The sequence below is a fragment of the Micromonospora ferruginea genome, from assembly GCF_013694245.2.
In the GTDB taxonomy this organism is placed as follows: domain Bacteria; phylum Actinomycetota; class Actinomycetes; order Mycobacteriales; family Micromonosporaceae; genus Micromonospora; species Micromonospora robiginosa.
In genome coordinates this window covers 523,418-539,476 of the sequence record NZ_CP059322.2, presented here as the reverse complement: position 1 = coordinate 539,476, position 16,059 = coordinate 523,418, and the positions used below count along the sequence as shown (strand labels likewise).

Sequence of the window (16,059 nt, the reverse complement as noted above, 5' to 3'; positions counted from 1 at the left end):
TCAGGCGGGGACGGGCTGGCGCGGCGGCGGGTTCTTGGCCTTCTGGGCGTACGTGTCGACGTACTCCCGGCCGGAGAGGTCCATCAGCTCGTACATGATCTCGTCGGTCACGGCCCGCTCGACGAACCGGTCGCCGGCCAGGCCGGCGTAGCGGGAGAAGTCGAGCGGGGGGCCGAAGCGGATCCGGACCCGGCCCAGGTTGGGGATGATCTGCCCGGTGGGTTGGATGGCGTCGGAGTTGAGCATGGCCATCGGGACCACCGGGGCGCCGCTCTCCAGGGCGAGCCGGGCCACCCCGGTCTTACCCCGGTAGAGCCGGCCGTCCGGTGAGCGGGTGCCCTCCGGGTAGATGCCGGCGATCCCGCCGGCGCGCAGCACCTGAAGCTGGGTGTCGAGCGCGGCCCGGGCGGCGCGCCCGCCGGAGCGGTCGACGGGGATGGTGCCGGAGCCGACGAAGAACAGCTTGGTCAGCCATCCCTTCAGGCCCCGACCGGTGAAGTATTCGGCTTTCGCGATGAAGGTGACTTTTCGCTTGACGATCAGCGGGGTGAAGATCGAGTCCGAGAAGGAGAGGTGATTGCTGGCCAGGATCACCGGGCCGGTGGCCGGCACGTGCGCCAACCCCTCGACCTGCGGGCGGAAGACCAGCCGCAGCAACGGGCCGAGGATGATGTACTTCAGCAGCCAGTACAGCACCGGGGTCCTTCCGGATCGGGTGGTGACGCGGGGGATCGTCCGGGATGAGGGTACGAACCACGTACGCCGCGCCACAACGCACTCCCGGAACCGGGCCTCGACGTGTCAGGATTCAGGGCACGACGTCAGGCCGCGGTGAAGGGGGTGTCCGGTGTCAGGGGGCGGGCCCCGCCGAGGGCGGCGGGACAACGGGCTCGACGCGGCCGAGTACGCGGTCGCGGGCGACGTCGATCCGCGCGTCGGCGAGCACCTGCTCGACGTGCTGGCCGCCGGCGGCATCGCCGCCTACCTCCAGCCCTCCGCCGACCTGAATCCGGTGACCCGCACCACCACGGTGCCGGCCCGCCCGGTCGACCGGCTCTACGTCGACCGGTTCCACCTGACCACCGCCCGCGACTACCTCACCCAGCTCGCCGACGAGGGCGGCGAGCCGCCGCGCGCCGACGAGCCGGACATCGAGGCCGAGTGGGCCAAGATCGTGGCGGGGTTCCACACCGCGCCGACCGCCGGCAGCCGCCCCTGGCCCGCCGCCGAGGACGTCGACGACCCGGCCGGGCCGGGCGGCAGCGCCACCGGTCGCGCCGAGGAGCCGGCCGGACCGACCGCCACCGACGTCCGCCGGCTGCCCTACGCCGCGGACATCTCCGGCATCTCGGTCAGCCGCGACCGGCACGACGAGCCGTCCCTGCTGGACGGCCTGGACACGTTCGGCGCCGGCCTGCCGGACGACGCGGCGGAGGAGGAGCACTACACCCCTCCCCCACCGCCCCCGCTGCCGCGCTTCTCGAAGTACGCCGTGCTCGGCGTGCTCAGCATCGTGCTCGGCTTCCTGCTGTTCCTCTCCCCCACGGTGATGTCGCTGGTCGACCCGTCGGTGGTGACGCTGCTCGGCTTCACCGGCATCCTGGCCGGGTTCGTGATGCTCATCTGGCGGCTGCGGCCGGGCGATCGGGACGACCACGACCCGGACGACGGCGCGGTCGTCTGAGCGGCGACCGGGCCCTGCCCGGATCGCGGGACGACGCCCGCCCCGGGTCGAAGGTGTAACAGGGGTGTAACTTACGGTCAGTAGGAATACCGCTGAACGTCACGTCCCGCACCGGCTGTCCGGTTTGCGCTTGATCCGGGCGCCGGTACCCCTGCTGAGCGGATTGCCCGATGCGACAGAGCCCCCTCGTGGTGGTGGCCAACCGCCTCCCCATCGACGACAGTGTGGCGCCGGACGGCGCCTTCGAGTGGCGCCGCAGCCCCGGCGGCCTGGTGAGCGCCCTGCACCCTCTGCTCCGGCACACCCCGGCGACCTGGGTGGGCTGGGCCGGCGGCACCGGCCCGGCGCCCGAGCTGCCCGACGTGGACGGGGTCCGGATGCGCACCGTCGCGCTGAACGCCGAGGACTTCCGCGACCACTACGAGGGCTTCGCCAACGCCACCCTCTGGCCGCTCTACCACGACGCCGTGGAGCAGCCGGAATACCACCGCCGCTGGTGGGAGGCGTACCAGCGGGTCAACCAGCGGTTCGCCGAGGCCGCCGCCGAGGTGGCCGAGCCGGGCGGCCTGGTCTGGGTGCAGGACTACCACCTGCAACTGGTGCCCGGCCTGCTCCGCGCGCTCCGCCCGGACCTGCGGATCGGCTTCTTCCTGCACGTGCCGTTCCCGCCGCCGGAGCTGTTCATGCAGCTCCCCCGCCGCTCCGAGCTGCTGCGCGGGATGCTCGGCGCCGACCTGATCGGCTTCCAGCGGGCCCAGGCGGCGCACAACTTCGCCCAGCTCGCCGCGAAGGTGCTCGGCCTGTCCGCGACCGACCGGCGGATCGGGGTGGACGACCGGGTGGTCCGCATCGGCGCCTTCCCGGTCGCCATCGACACCGCCGAGATGGCCGCGCTCGCCGCCCGGCCCGAGGTGGCCGACCGGGCCCGCCGGCTCCGGCAGGACCTCGGCCAGCCGGAGAAGGTGATTCTCAGCGTCGACCGGATGGACTACACCAAGGGCATCGAGCAGCGGCTCAAGGCCTACCGCGAGCTGCTGGCCAGCGGCGACGTCAAGGTCCGGGACACCGTGCTGGTGCAGGTGGCGGTGCCCAGCCGGGACCGGGTCGGGCAGTACCAGATCCTGCGCGACCGGGTGGAGCACCAGGTGGGCCGGATCAACGGCGAGTTCGGCCGGGTCGGCGAGCCGGCCATCCACTACCTCAGCCAGCCGTTCGACCGGGCCGAGCTGGTCGCGCTCTACCGGGTCGCCGACGTGATGGCGGTGACCCCGCTGCGCGACGGGATGAACCTGGTCGCCAAGGAGTACGTGGCGGCCCGGGTCGACGGCACCGGCGCGCTGCTGCTCAGCGAGTTCGCCGGCGCGGCCGCCGAGCTGGAGCAGGCGTACCTGGTCAACCCGCACGACCTGGACGGCCTGAAGCAGGGGCTGCTCGCCGCGCTGCGGGCCGGCCCGGAGGACGTGGCGGCCCGGATGCGCGCGATGCGGGAGCACCTGGCGCACAACGACATCCACGCCTGGGCGGCGTCCTACCTGAGCGCGTTGGAGGAGAGCGGATCGCTGGTCGGCCGCCGGCCCGCCCCCCGCTGAGCCGGCGCCCGGCGCTCACCCCGCGGTGGGCGCCGGGTCCTTGTCCAGCCAGTCCAGCATCGCGTCGATCGGCTCCCGCCACCGGGCGTCGAGCATCAGGTCGTGACCCATGCCGGGGAAGAGCAGCGGGGCCGAGGCGTACCGGCGGGCCGCCCGGGTCAGCGCGGTCGCCGGCAGGACCCGGTCGTCCGGGCTGCCCAGCACCAGCACCGGCGGCCGGCCCACCGCCGGCTCCGGCTGCCGGCCGGTGAGCAACTGCCACTGCGCGCGGCGGCCGGCCCGGCCCAACCGGGCCACGTGCCGGCGGGCGTCCGCGTCCGGCAGCTCCCGGCTGAACAGCTGCCGCCGGTTCAGTCGCAGGCCGGCGCCGAAGACCGCCGGCAGCGTGCCGGCCGGGTTGCGGCGCAACGCCGTGCCGAACGTCGCCCAGCCGCCGAGCACCGGCGCCACCAGCACCGCGGCCCGCGCCGGGTAGCGGGCCATCGCGTGCGCCACGACCCGGGCACCGGCGCCGTGCCCCACCAGCACCGCCTGCCGCGGCAGGCTCGCCGCCACCTGCACCACGTCATGGGTGTACGCGCGCAGCGTCGCCTCCGGCGCCGGTTCGCTGCCGCCGTGCCCGCGCAGGCTCACCGCGTACGCCGGGAAGCCGCGACCGGCGGCGTGGCCCAGCCAGTGCTCGGCGAACGCCCATGCGCCGTGGCCGAAGCCGGGCACGAACAGCAGCGGCGGCTTGGCCTCCTCCTGCTCCGGCACGGCGGCCAGCACCTCGCGGCGCACCGGCCGCTCCGGCCGGGCCCACTCCCAGGCCCGGACCACCCGCACCCGCCCGGTGGTGGTCATTTGGATCCCTCCAGCTCGTGCATCGCCTTCTGCAGCGCGCGCAGGTAGTCGGCGTGGCCGACCTCGAACCAGTGCCGGGTGCTGTCCTTGACCTTCGCCGAGTACCGCTCGCCGAGGCCGGCGCGGACCCGGCGGTCGAACGCGGCGACCCGCTCCGGCCGGGTGCCGCGCAGGGTGAGCAGTCGGGCGAAGAGCACGCTCTGCCAGTGCGAGATGGTGAAGATGCCGGAGTCCGGCTGCACCAGGCCCACCACGGCCAGCGTGGGGTGCCCGGCGCTGAACGCGTTCAGCCACAGCCGGGGCTTGCCGGAGCCGTCCTCGTCGCCGAGCACCCGGCCCTGCATGAACTCGAAGCGCGGCAGGTATCCGGTGGCGAAGACGACCAGCTCCGGGTCGATCCGGCGGCCGTCGGTCAGCTCGACCGAGCGGTCGTGGAACCGGGCCACGTCCGGCACCGGGGTGATCTCGCCGTGGCCGACGTAGTAGACGAGCTGGCTGTTGGCGATCGGGTGCGTCTCGTAGACCCGGTGGTCGGGCTTGGGCAGGCCGAACCGGGTCAGGTCGCCGACGGTCAGCCGCAGCGTCCAGTGGTAGAGCCACTGCCGCACCCGCAGCGGCACCCGCAGCGCCAGCAACGTGTCGTTGACCTGGTCGGCCGGGCGGCCGAGCACGTACTTCGGGGCGTACCAGTAGCCGCGCCGGGTGGAGTGCCAGCAGTGCGACGCCTGCTGGGCCGCCTCCACCGCGATGTCGCAGCCGGTGTTGCCGGCGCCGACCACCAGCACCCGCTTGCCCCGCAACTGTGCCGGGTCCTTGTAGGACGAGGCGTGCATGACCTCACCCCGGAACTGCTCCAGCCCTTCGTACCGGGGCAGCTTGGGCGACCAGTTGTGGCCGTTGGCCAGCACGACGGCGGCGTACCGGGAGGTGCGCTCCGGGCCGTAGCCGCCGGTGCTGCGGGTGGTCACGTCCCACCGGTCTCCCTCGACCGGCTCGACCCGGACCACCTCGGTGCCGAACCAGACGTGCTGGCGCAGGTCGAAGTGGTCGGCGTAACGCTCGAAGTAGGACAGCAACTGGCCGTGGTGCGGGTAGTCCGGCCAGTCGTCCGGCATCGGGAAGTCCGGGAACTGGGTGAACGGGCGGGACGAGATGAGGTGGGTGCTGGCGTACACCGGGCTGCGGTCGTGCCGCCAGTTCCACGCCCCGCCGACGCCGGTCTCCCGCTCGTAGCAGTCCACGCCGAAGCCGGCCTCGCGGAGGTTCTTCACGGCGGCCAGCCCGCTGGCGCCGGCGCCGATGACGCAGACCGTGTCGCCCCGGTCGGAGACCGGCCGGTCGTCCCGGCGGGGGACGGCCGTGGGGTCCGGATCGGGGCGGTCGAGGTCGGTGGAGGAGGGCACCGGAACATCTCCTTTTGTGCGGCACGCACGCCGGTCGGTGCGAAATCCTGCCGAGAATGCCCGCCGTTGTCCAGCCGCCCCGGGCACCGCGCGGGTACCGGTACGGCCCGGCCCGGCAATCGGTCTGACGCACGGTCACCACGCAGGTCTCACCCAGCGTGAGGGTGAGGCAGCGGGCCGGTCGTTTCCCCTCCGCGCCTTTGCTCTGCAACCACGGACGCAGCACCGCCCTGAGCTGGGCCAGCCCGCGCGGCCCGACGGAGTGCGGGTCGCCGCCACGATCACGGAGGGTGACTGCTGCGGATATGGCTGCAGAGCAAAGGCTCCGGCGGGCGACGCCTCCCGCCCGCCGATACGTCACGCTCCGTCGCGGCCCTCGGCGTTGCCTCCGACTTCGCACGCGCACCACCCGCGACGCACCACCCGCATCGCACCGCCCGCGCCGCACGTCCGCAGGGCCCCGCCCGTGTCGCGCCCTCGCGTCGCACGCCCGCAAGGCACCGCCCGCGTCGCGCCGTCGCCGGCGGCCGGCACCGCCGCCCGCCCGGCCCCTGCGGGCCGTGGCGGGTGCGGTCAGCCGGCGGTCGGCAGCAGCAGGTCGACCAGGACCGGGAAGTGGTCGCTGGCGCGGCGGGTCCGCGGCGTGTCGACCACGTCGTAGTCGACCACGGTGATCCGCGGGTCGACGAAGAGCGCGTCGATGCGCCGCCGCGGGTCGGCGCAGGAGAACGTGTGGCGGTCGGCCCGGTCGGCGGCGACCGCGGTGTCGGTCAACCCGTCGGCCACGGTCCGCCAGGCCGGCCCGTCCGGCCCCTCGTTGAGGTCCGCGCCGGCCACCACCGGCAGCGGGGACGCGGCCAGGTCCCGCTTGAACGCCGCCGCCTGGGCGGGCCGCTCCGCCGGGTCGGTGGACAGGTGCGAGCCGGCCAGCAGGAAGTCCACGCCGCCCACCCGGCACCGCGCGTACGCGGCGCCGCGCAGGTGCCGACCCGGGGTCAGCGGGTAGCGCGCGCACCGGGTCTCGGTGACCCGCACCCGCAGGCTGGTCAGCAGCAGGTTGCCCAGCGAGGGCAGGCCGCCGGCGGCGACCACCAGCCCGAACGAGTCGGCCAGCGTGGCGCACTTCTGCCGCCACCGGAACCGGCGCGGCCCCTCCTGGACGATCACCACGTCCGGCGCGGCCTCCCGCACCACCTCGGCCAGCGCGGCCGTGTCGTCGCGCTGCGAGTGGACGTTGTAGGACAGCACCCGCAGCGGCACACCCGGGCCCACCACGTCAGATCCGCCGGGCCAGGTCGGCGGCGCCGATCACGCCGGCGGTGTTGCCCAGCTCGGCCGGGCGCACCTCGGCCACCGGCAGGCGGCTGCGCTGGGCGAGCGCGTCGGCGAACGACCGCCGGGTCGGGCCGAGCAGCAGGTCGCCGGCGTCGATCACGCCGCCGCCGACCACCAGCACCTGCGGGTCGAGGATCTGCGCCATGTCGGCGAGGCTGGTGCCGAGCCAGCGGCCGACCTGGGCGAACGCCTCGGTGGAGACCGGGTCGCCGCCCTTGGCCGCGGCGGTCACCATCGGGCCGGTGATCGCCTCGGCCTCGCCGTCGGCCAGCTCCAGCAACGCGGTCGCGCGGTGCGGCTCCTGCCGGGCCGCGGCCCGGGCGAAGCGGACCAGCGCGCTGCCGCTGGCGTACTGCTCGATGCAGCCGAGCCGGCCGCAGCCGCACTGGTGGCCGTCCGGCACGGTGAGCATGTGCCCCAGCTCGGCCGCGATGCCGTGGGCGCCGCGCACGAGTTCGCCGCCGAGCACGATGCCGCCGCCCACGCCGGTGCCGATGGTGAACATGACCATCGAGTCGTCGGCCTCACGGGCCGCGCCGTAGCGGAACTCCGCCCAGGCGGCCACGTTCCCGTCGTTCTCCACGATCACCGGCAGGCCGGTCGCGTTGCCGACGTACTCGCGCAGCGGTTCGTCCCGCCAGGCCAGGTTGGGGGCGAACAGCACGGTCGAGCGGGAGGCGTCGATCCAGCCGGCCGCGCCGATGCCGACCGCCTCGACGGTACGGCCGGCGGCCAGCTCGGTGACCACCTCGATGATGACGTCGCGGGTCTTGGCCACGTCGTCGGCGGGGGTGTCCCGTCGCGTCTGCACGAGTACCGCGCCGGTGTCGTCCACGACACCGCCGGCCACCTTCGTGCCACCGACGTCGACTCCGATGGTCAGCGTCACCGCTGCCACTCCCCTCTGCTGTGCTGCCCCGGGACCGGCCGAGAAGGCCGTGCGCTCCCGGGATGTCCGGTGGTCAGGCCCCGTCGCCTGGTGCGTCCGCGCCCGCCTCGCCGGGCGCCCGCGAGGCGGGCACCACCCGAGGACCGGCCGGCGGCCGGCTCGCCGCCGGCTCGTCCGGCCCGGCGGCTTCGGCGGGCGGCTGCGACGAGGCACCCGGATCGGATTCGTCCGCCCCCCGGGTGGCGGCGGACCAGACGTCCTGCTCGGGTGCCGGCTGAGAATCATGCCCGGTACGGGTCGCCTCGCGCCACACGTGGTCGGCGGACCCGGCGGGCGCGGCACCACCCGGGCCGGGCGACGCCGACGGGCCGGTCGGCTCGGCCGGCTCGCCCGGGGCCGGGGGCGCGAACGCCCGCAACATGCTGGCCACGCCGGCCGCGAGGTCACCGGCGCCGGTGGCGAGCCGCTCGGCGAATTCCGGACTCGGGTCGCGCAACGCGGCGATCCCCCGGCAGAGCGGACAGACGCAGCATTCCGGCGACCCGGTGGCGAAACCGGTACCGGCGTCGCCGGGGCTGTGACCGAGGACACCCGAGAGCATCCCACCGAGCGGGCCCCGGCCCGATCCGGCCGAGGCGGCGGCGAGCCGCGCGGTGGCCAGCAACGAGACGACGAGGCGCTCGGCCTCTTCCCGGGCCGAACCCGGATCGGTGGTGCCCATGGTTCGGCTCCTCAAGCGTGACGACCGGGACGGCGATCGGGATCAGTCTGCCGCACCGGGTGTTTCTACCCGGCGCTTGAGCTGCTTCAACGCCGCATCCATGATCATTTTCTCGGCCTTGCGGCGGAACATGCCGAGCATCGCCACCGACAGCTCCACCTCGAGCGTGTAGGTCACCATGGTCGTCCCGTCCGGGTTGCCGACCAGGTCGTACGACCCGCGCTGGGACCGCTGCATCCGCGACGGCGCGACCAGGTGCCACTCGATCCGGGAGATGTCCTCGGCGTACTCGTAGGCCAGCACGTAGTCGTCGGCCATCACGCCCGCGTCGAGCGTGAACCGGACCTGGCTGGCGTAGCCGTCCTCGTATTCCTCGACCACCTCGGCCGCGCGCACCGCCTCGGTCCACTCCGGGTAGCGGGGGAAGTCGCAGATGACCGCCGCCACCCGGTCCGGTGACGCGCCGATGATGATCGACTGGGTGGAGGAGTCCGCCATGGGGGGAGGCTACCCGGCCGCCCGGCCAGGCGGGCGGGTAGGTTTCGACTCAGCCGACCAGGCCGGCCCCCGCCGGTGCGAGCACGAGGGAGTTCAGGTGCGCGAGTTCTCCGTTCCGCCGATCGTCACCGTCGGCGACGCGGCCAACCTGACCGACCCGGTCTGGGAAAACGCCGAGGTCGCCCCGGACACGGTGCAGTTCGTCCGGGCCACCGGCGCCGCCGGGGCGACGTCCCGGGTCGAGGTGACCTGCCGGCAGTTCCGCGACGAGGTGGTCGCGGTGGCCCGGGGCCTGGTCGCGGCCGGGGTCTCCCCCGGTGACCGGGTGGCCCTGATGAGCCGCACCCGCTACGAGTGGACCCTCTTCGACTACGCGATCTGGGCGGCCGGCGCGGTCACCGTGCCGATCTACGAGACCTCCAGCGCCGAGCAGGCCGCCTGGATCCTGGGCGACTCCGGCGCGGTGGCCGTGGTGGTGGAGAGCACCGCCCACGCGACCCTGGTCGCCGGCGTCCGGGACCGGCTGCCCGAGCTGCGCGAGGTGTGGCAGATCGAACTGGACGCGGTGGCCGACCTGGTCGCCGCCGGCGCGTCGGTGGACCCGGCCGAGGTCGAGGTCCGCCGCTCCACGCTCAAGGCCGACGACGTCGCCACGATCATCTACACCAGCGGCACCACCGGCCGGCCCAAGGGCTGCGTGCTGACCCACCGCAACATCTACGCCGACATCGCCAACGCGGTGCCGGTGCTGCCGAACCTGTTCCGCGAGGGCGCCTCCACCCTGCTCTTCCTCCCGCTGGCGCACGCGTTCGCCCGGCTCATCCAGGTCGGCGTGGTGCAGGCCCGGGCCACCATGGCGCACTGCGCGGACACCAGCAACCTGGTCGGCGAGCTGCAGGACGTCAAGCCGACGTTCGTGCTCTCCGTACCCCGGGTCTTCGAGAAGGTCTACAACGGCGCCCGGCAGAAGGCCGAGGCCGACGGCAAGGGCAAGATCTTCGACCGGGCGGAGAAGGTCGCCATCGCCTGGAGCGAGGCCCAGGAGACCCCGGGCGGCCCGGGCCTGGCGCTGCGCGCCCAGCACGCCCTCTTCGACAAGCTGGTCTACGGCAAGCTGCGCGCGGCGATGGGCGGCCGGTGCCGCGACGCCATCTCCGGCGGCGCGCCGCTCGGCGCCCGGCTCGGGCACTTCTTCCGCGGTGTCGGGGTGACCATCTGCGAGGGGTACGGCCTCACCGAGACCGCGCCGGCCGCCGCCGCCAACCTGCCCACCGGCACCCGGATCGGCACGGTCGGCCGCCCGCTGCCCGGCGTGACCGTCCGGATCGACGACGACGGCGAGATCCTGATCTCCGGGCAGATCGTCTTCCAGGGCTACTGGCACAACGAGGCGGCCACCGCCGAGGCGCTCACCAGCGACGGCTGGTTCCGCACCGGCGACCTGGGCCAGCTCGACGAGGACGGCTACCTCAGCATCACCGGCCGGAAGAAGGAGATCATCGTGACCGCCGGCGGCAAGAACGTCGCCCCGGCGGTGCTGGAGGACCAGGTCCGGGCGCACCCGCTGGTCAGCCAGTGCGTCGTCGTCGGTGACCGGCAGCCGTTCATCGCGGCGCTGGTCACCCTGGACGAGGAGGCGCTCCCGAAGTGGCTGGCCGGGCAGGGCCGCCCGGAGACCACGAGCGTGGCCGAGCTGCGCGACGACGAGGCGCTGCGGGCCGAGGTGCAGGCCGCGGTCGACCAGGCCAACCAGTCCGTGTCCAAGGCCGAGGCGATCAAGGTGTTCCGGATCCTGCCGCAGGACTTCACCGAGGCGACCGGCGAGCTGACCCCGTCGCTGAAGGTCAAGCGACAGGTCGTGCACAAGTCGTACGCCACGGAGATCGCGGAGATCTACCGGCGCTGACTACCATCCGTCAGGTGCCCGCCTCCACATCCGGACCGCCGCCGACGCAGCTCCTCGCGGTCGGCGCCCGCGCGGTCGTCCTCGCGCTGGTCGCCGCCCTGACCCTGTTCGCCACCCGCGATCCCGCCCAGCTCTGGTGGATCCTGCTGCTCGGCCTCGCCGGGCTGCCCGCCGTGCTCGCCCCGCAGCACCGGCTGCTCGCCCCGATCAGCCGGTTCGCCGAGGTGGTGGTGCTCGGGCTGGCGGCCAGTCAGGTCGCCGCCGACACCCAGCTCACCGGCGTCACCGACGGGCTGGGCGCCTCCGCGGTGCTGCCGTACCTCGCCGTGCCGGTCACCGTGACCGCGCTGCGCCGCCGGTTCCGCGAGGGCGCCGCGCTGCTCGCGGTGGCGGCGGCGACGCTGGTGGCCAGCGCCGCGTTCACCGAGGTCGGCGGCGAGCCGCAGCTCGGCCAGGTCGGCTACCTGGCGGTCTGCGCCCAGTGGCTGATCCTGGCCGGCCTCGGCCTCTACACCGCCGGCACGCTCCAGCGGGTGATGCGGGTCCGCGGCGAGGGCAAACCCCAGCCGTACGCCGAGGCCACCCGGCTGCTGACCCAGCTCCGGACGGTCGCCCGCCAGCTTCCCGGCGCCACCCTGGACCCGGGCGGCATCTCCGAGCACCTGCTGGAGGAGCTGCGGGTGGTCGCGAAGACCGACCGGGGCGCGGTGCTCTCCGCCAGCGGCGGGGGCCGGCTGGTGGTGCTCGCCCAGATCGGCGCGGACCGGGTCGACTGGGAGACCACGCTCGACGCCGACTCGGCCATCGCCGACGCCTGGGCCAGCCAGCAGCCGACCGTCTCGGCCCGCTCGCAGGCCCGGTCCCGGCACTCCGGCGACGTGTCCGCGCTGATCGTGCCGCTGGTCGCCGGCGTACGCACGGTCGGCCTGGTGGTGATCGAGGCGGACACCGGCGCCGCGTACCCGCCGCCGGTGGTGTCCCGGGTGACCGCGCTGACCGGCCCGGCGGCGCTGCGGCTGGAGGCGGCGCTGCTCTTCGACGAGGTGCGCTCGCTGGCCACCAACGAGGAGCGGCAGCGGCTGGCCCGGGAGATCCACGACGGGGTGGCCCAGGAGCTGGTCATGGTCGGCTACGGCATCGACAACGCGCTGGCGTACGTCGACGAGGACCCGAAGGAGACCGCCGAGGCGCTGCGTACGCTGCGCCAGGAGGTCACCCGGGTGATCACCGAGCTGCGGCTCAGCCTGTTCGAGCTGCGCAGCGAGGTGGACCGGCACGGCGGCCTGGCCGCCGCCATCGCCGAGTACGCCCGCACCGTCGGCGCCTCCGGCGGGCTGCGGGTGAACCTGTCGCTTGACGAGTCCACCGCCCGGCTGCCGGCCGCCACCGAGGCCGAGTTGCTGCGCATCGCCCAGGAGGCGGTGACCAACGCGCGCAAGCACGCCGGCGCGTCGAACCTCTGGGTCACGTGCGAGGTGGATCCCCCGTACGCCCGGATCGAAGTGTCGGATGACGGTCACGGCATCGGTGACCAGCGCCCCGAGGGGCACTATGGTCTTGCGATCATGGCGGAGAGGGCGGAACGTATCCGAGGCCGGTTGGAGATCAGGCCGCGGCAACCCAGCGGCACAACCGTGGCGGTGGTACTCGGCTCGTCGCCCCGGCGCGATAAGGTGCGCGGCAGCGCCGCAGCAGCAGAAGGGGAGTAACCCGAGGATGACCACCAGCCCGACACCGGCCACCCGGACCAAGGTTCTCCTTGTGGACGACCACGACCTGATCCGCAAGGGTCTGCGACACGCCTTCGAGCGGGACCGCCAGTTCGAGGTGGTGGGCGAGGCCGCCACCGCCGCGGAGGGTGTGCGCCAGGCCGGTGCGCTCCAGCCCGACGTGGTGATCATGGACCTGCGACTGCCCGACGGCAGCGGCCTCGAGGCCACCCGCGCGCTGCGCAAGTCCAGCGCCTCGATGGGCATCGTCGTGCTGACCATGTACGCCGGCGACGACCAGCTCTTCGGCGCGCTGGAGGCGGGCGCGAGCGCGTTCGTGCCGAAGACCGCCCCGGCCGACGAGGTGGTGGCCGCCGCCCGGCACGCCGCCTCCTCCCCCAGCGCGTTCACCGCGGCCGACCTGGCCGAGGCGATGAAGCGCCGGCTGGCGCCGTCCGGCCCGCAGCTCAGCCCCCGTGAGGGTCAGGTGCTGCGGCTGCTCGCCGACGGGATGAGCGTGGCCGGCATCGCCAAGCAGCTCTTCGTCAGCGAGTCCACCGCCAAGACCCACATCTCCAAGCTCTACGAGAAGCTGGGCGCGGCCAACCGGGCCCAGGCGCTGATGACCGCGCTGCGGCTGGGGCTGCTGGAGGCCCCCGACGCGCCGAAGTTCTGACGTCCACCGCCGGAGAGGCCCGAGTCCGTACGCCGGACACGGGCCTCTCCGGCATTTCGGGCCGACGGTGACCGCGCACGGTGAGCGACCGGACGCGCAGCGACGGCGGTCTTTGCACCGCGACGACGGGCGGGCAGAATACCCGGGTGATCCGCGCGGCGGTGAGGCCGCGAGTCGCCGACACCCAAGGGGCAGGGACATGCAGCGGCCGGACTGGGCACCCGAGACGATCGACATCGAGCGCCCGAGCGTCGCCCGCATGTACGACTACTACCTGGGCGGGTCGCACAACTTCGCGGCCGACCGGGCCGCCGCCCGGGCGATGGTGGAGGCGGTGCCGGAGGCCCCGCTGATGGCGCAGGCCAACCGCGCCTTCCTCCGCCGGGCGGTGCACTACCTGGCCGAGGCCGGGGTGCGTCAGTTCCTGGACATCGGCTCCGGCATCCCCACCGTGGGCAACGTGCACGAGATCGCCCAGCGGATCGACCCGGAGTCGCGGGTGGTCTACGTCGACGTGGACCCGGTGGCCGTGGCGCACAGCCAGGAGATCCTGGCCGGCAACGAGCGGGCCGTGGTGCTCCAGGAGGACCTGCGCCACCCGGAGGCGATCCTCGGCCATCCGGACGTCACCCGGCTGCTCGACTTCTCCCAGCCGGTCGCGGTGATGATCGTGGCGGTGCTGCACTTCGTCCCGGACTCCGACCACCCGGAGGAGATCCTGCGGCGGCTGCGCGCCGCGCTGGCCCCCGGCAGCCACCTGGTGCTCTCCCAGGCCAGCGACGACGGCCGGGACGGCACCGGCGAGCGGGCCGAGGCGGAACGGGTCTACCGGCGCACCGACAGCCAACTGTTCATCCGCGGCCGGGCCGAGCTGACCGCGCTCTTCGCCGGCTTCGAGCTGGTCGACCCGGGCGTGGTGTGGGTGCCGCAGTGGCGACCGGACGCACCGGACCAGGCGGAGCACGCCGAACGGGCGGTGTTCATGGGCGGGGTCGGGCGGCTCGGTGCCTGACGACGTGGCCGCGCCGGCAGGCCGCCGTCCCGGTGTCTTCGCCCGGGCGTGGGCCAAGGCGGTGTCCGGGACCAGCTACCTGCCGATGACCCAGACGCAGCTCGAGGAGATGCTGCAACGGCTCACCGACCGGCTGGCGCAGGCGATGCGGGCCGACCCGTTCGACCTGCGGATCGGGCAGCAGGTGGGCGCGGAGCTGGTGCAGTCGCACATCGCCTCGGCCGAGGGGCTGGGCCGTACCGTCGAGGTGATCCAGCTCCGGCTGGTCCGCGACCTCGACCTGGTCGTCGACGACATCGACGACCGGATGGCCCGGCTGCTGGCCACCGTCGCCACCGGCTACGCGCGGGCGCTGCGCGACCGCACGCTGGACGAGCAGGAGTCCATCCGCCGGGCCGCCATGATGGCCCGGGCGCAGGCGGAACGGGCGCTGCGCGACAGCGAGGCCCGGTTCCGGCACCAGGCCACCCACGACCCGCTGACCGACCTGCCGAACCGCACCCTGTTCACCGAGCGGCTGACCGCCGCGATCGCCACGCCCGGCCGGGGCGCCGACCGGGTCGGGGTCTGCTTCCTCGACCTGGACCGGTTCAAGGTGGTCAACGACTCCCTCGGCCACCAGGTCGGCGACTCGCTGCTGGTGACGGTGGCGCAGCGGCTGCGCGGGGCGCTCGGCGAGCACCTGGTGGCCCGCCTCGGCGGCGACGAGTTCGTGATCCTGGTCGAGCGCACCGGCGGCACCGACGACGCGGTCAAGGTCGCCGAGGCGGCGCTGGACGCGGTGCGCGAGCCGGCGCTGGTGGACGGGCACGAGCTGACCGTCTCGGCGAGCATCGGCATCGTGGAGCGGCCGGTGTCGGGCACCTCGCCGATGGAGCTGATGCGCGCGGCGGACAGCACGCTGCACTGGGCCAAGGCCGCCGGCGGGGCCCGCTGGTCGCTGTTCGACGCCGACCGCAACCGCCGGGAGCTGACCCGGTACGCGCTCTCCGCGGCGATCCCGGCGGCGCTGGACCGGGGCGAGTTCTACCTCGACTACCAGCCGCTGACGTCGTTGCGCGACGGCCGGGTGCTCGGCATGGAGGCGCTGGTGCGCTGGCGGCACCCGGAGCTGGGGGTGCTCCGGCCGGACAGCTTCATCCCGCTGGCGGAGGAGACCGGCCTGATCGTCCGGCTCGGCAGTTGGGTGCTGGCCGAGGCGTGCCGCGAGGCGGGCACCTGGTCGGCTGCGGGCGAGGCGCCCCCGTTCGTCAGCGTCAACCTGGCCGTGCGCCAACTGCACCGCGCTGACCTGGTGACCGAGGTGCGCGGCGTGCTCGGGCGCACCGGCCTGCCCCCGGAGCGGCTGCAACTGGAGATCACCGAAAGCACCATGATGAGCACCGTGGTGGAGCCGGTCCGCGCCCTGCGGGTGCTGGGCGACCTCGGCGTGCGGGTGGCCATCGACGACTTCGGCACCGGCTACTGCAACCTGGCCTACCTGCGGGACCTGCCGGTCAACGAGATGAAGGTGGCCGGCGAGTTCGTGACCGGGCTGCGCGCGCCGGCCGGGGACCCGGGCGGTCGCACCGACGAGCGGATCCTCGCCTCGCTGGTGTCGCTGGCGCACGCGCTCGACCTGACGGTCACCGCCGAGGGGGTGGAGACGGCCCACCAGGCGGAGCGGCTGCGCGCCATCGGGTGCGACGCCGGGCAGGGCTGGCACTTCGGCCGTCCCGGCCCGGCCCGGCAGCACCTCACCCACGCGCCTGCGGCGTAAGGCGGGGCCCCTTCTTAACGCCTTCGGTAGAGGCG

At 74.2% G+C, this 16,059-nt stretch carries 14 protein-coding genes; 7 read left to right on the top strand and 7 right to left on the bottom strand.

The features are described from left to right. Positions 1-696, bottom strand: coding sequence for a lysophospholipid acyltransferase family protein (locus H1D33_RS02625; protein WP_181569574.1), 696 nt, complete (start codon positions 694-696; stop codon positions 1-3). 151 nt (positions 697-847) lie between these two features. On the opposite strand from H1D33_RS02625, the gene H1D33_RS02620 reads away from it, so the two are divergent. Both H1D33_RS02620 and H1D33_RS02615 read left to right on the top strand, forming a co-directional pair. After that, entirely contained in the window at positions 848-1,684 is an 837-nt protein-coding gene (locus H1D33_RS02620; RefSeq protein ID WP_181569575.1) for a DUF308 domain-containing protein, read from the top strand. Positions 1,685-1,854: 170 nt separating this feature from the next. After that, entirely contained in the window at positions 1,855-3,273 is a 1,419-nt protein-coding gene (locus H1D33_RS02615) for an alpha,alpha-trehalose-phosphate synthase (UDP-forming) (RefSeq protein ID WP_181569576.1), read from the top strand. 15 nt (positions 3,274-3,288) lie between these two features. Here H1D33_RS02615 and H1D33_RS02610 read toward each other — a convergent pair whose 3' ends face one another. The 6 genes from H1D33_RS02610 to H1D33_RS02585 form a co-directional block, all read right to left on the bottom strand. Beyond that, the gene (locus H1D33_RS02610; RefSeq protein WP_181569577.1) at positions 3,289-4,116 is read right to left on the bottom strand and encodes an alpha/beta hydrolase; all 828 of its coding nucleotides are present in this window, start codon (positions 4,114-4,116) and stop codon (positions 3,289-3,291) included. Next, a complete protein-coding gene (locus H1D33_RS02605) occupies positions 4,113-5,519 on the bottom strand; it encodes a flavin-containing monooxygenase (protein ID WP_181569578.1) in 1,407 nt (468 codons plus the stop codon). Before H1D33_RS02605 ends, H1D33_RS02610 begins: the two co-directional genes overlap by 4 nt. A 573-nt stretch (positions 5,520-6,092) precedes the next feature. After that, positions 6,093-6,794, bottom strand: coding sequence for an endonuclease/exonuclease/phosphatase family protein (locus H1D33_RS02600; RefSeq protein WP_181569579.1), 702 nt, complete (start codon positions 6,792-6,794; stop codon positions 6,093-6,095). A gap of 1 nt (position 6,795) precedes the next feature. Further along, a complete protein-coding gene (locus tag H1D33_RS02595; RefSeq protein WP_181569580.1) occupies positions 6,796-7,743 on the bottom strand; it encodes an ROK family glucokinase in 948 nt (315 codons plus the stop codon). Between the two features lie 73 nt (positions 7,744-7,816). Continuing rightward, positions 7,817-8,464, bottom strand: a complete 648-nt coding sequence (locus H1D33_RS02590; protein ID WP_181569581.1) for a hypothetical protein — start codon at positions 8,462-8,464, stop codon at positions 7,817-7,819. 42 nt (positions 8,465-8,506) lie between these two features. Further along, complete coding sequence (locus H1D33_RS02585; protein ID WP_181569582.1) at positions 8,507-8,962, bottom strand: SRPBCC family protein; 456 nt, start codon at positions 8,960-8,962, stop codon at positions 8,507-8,509. 97 nt (positions 8,963-9,059) lie between these two features. On the opposite strand from H1D33_RS02585, the gene H1D33_RS02580 reads away from it, so the two are divergent. The 5 genes from H1D33_RS02580 to H1D33_RS02560 all read left to right on the top strand — a co-directional run bounded on the left by H1D33_RS02580 (position 9,060) and on the right by H1D33_RS02560 (position 16,024). After that, a complete protein-coding gene (locus H1D33_RS02580; RefSeq protein WP_181569583.1) occupies positions 9,060-10,868 on the top strand; it encodes an AMP-dependent synthetase/ligase in 1,809 nt (602 codons plus the stop codon). Between the two features lie 14 nt (positions 10,869-10,882). Beyond that, positions 10,883-12,577: a sensor histidine kinase gene (locus tag H1D33_RS02575; protein WP_181569584.1), complete on the top strand. Its 1,695-nt coding sequence runs from the start codon at positions 10,883-10,885 to the stop codon at positions 12,575-12,577. A 7-nt stretch (positions 12,578-12,584) separates the two neighbouring features. After that, positions 12,585-13,253, top strand: coding sequence for a response regulator transcription factor (locus H1D33_RS02570; RefSeq protein ID WP_007072219.1), 669 nt, complete (start codon positions 12,585-12,587; stop codon positions 13,251-13,253). Between the two features lie 199 nt (positions 13,254-13,452). Continuing rightward, on the top strand, positions 13,453-14,265 hold the full coding sequence (locus H1D33_RS02565) for an SAM-dependent methyltransferase (RefSeq protein WP_181569585.1): 813 nt from the start codon (positions 13,453-13,455) through the stop codon (positions 14,263-14,265). 85 nt (positions 14,266-14,350) lie between these two features. Beyond that, entirely contained in the window at positions 14,351-16,024 is a 1,674-nt protein-coding gene (locus tag H1D33_RS02560; protein WP_246412281.1) for a putative bifunctional diguanylate cyclase/phosphodiesterase, read from the top strand. Positions 16,025-16,059: the final 35 nt, after the last annotated feature.

Bases quoted from the DNA above. Each gene is read 5' to 3' on its own strand.
- H1D33_RS02615 (WP_181569576.1), top strand. From the start codon at position 1,855: ATGCGACAGAGCCCCCTCGTGGTGGTGGCCAACCGCCTCCCCATCGAC.
- H1D33_RS02610 (WP_181569577.1), bottom strand. From the start codon at position 4,116: ATGACCACCACCGGGCGGGTGCGGGTGGTCCGGGCCTGGGAGTGGGCC.
- H1D33_RS02590 (WP_181569581.1), bottom strand. From the start codon at position 8,464: ATGGGCACCACCGATCCGGGTTCGGCCCGGGAAGAGGCCGAGCGCCTC.
- H1D33_RS02585 (WP_181569582.1), bottom strand. From the start codon at position 8,962: ATGGCGGACTCCTCCACCCAGTCGATCATCATCGGCGCGTCACCGGAC.
- H1D33_RS02570 (WP_007072219.1), top strand. From the start codon at position 12,585: ATGACCACCAGCCCGACACCGGCCACCCGGACCAAGGTTCTCCTTGTG.
- H1D33_RS02565 (WP_181569585.1), top strand. From the start codon at position 13,453: ATGCAGCGGCCGGACTGGGCACCCGAGACGATCGACATCGAGCGCCCG.
- H1D33_RS02560 (WP_246412281.1), top strand. From the start codon at position 14,351: ATGACCCAGACGCAGCTCGAGGAGATGCTGCAACGGCTCACCGACCGG.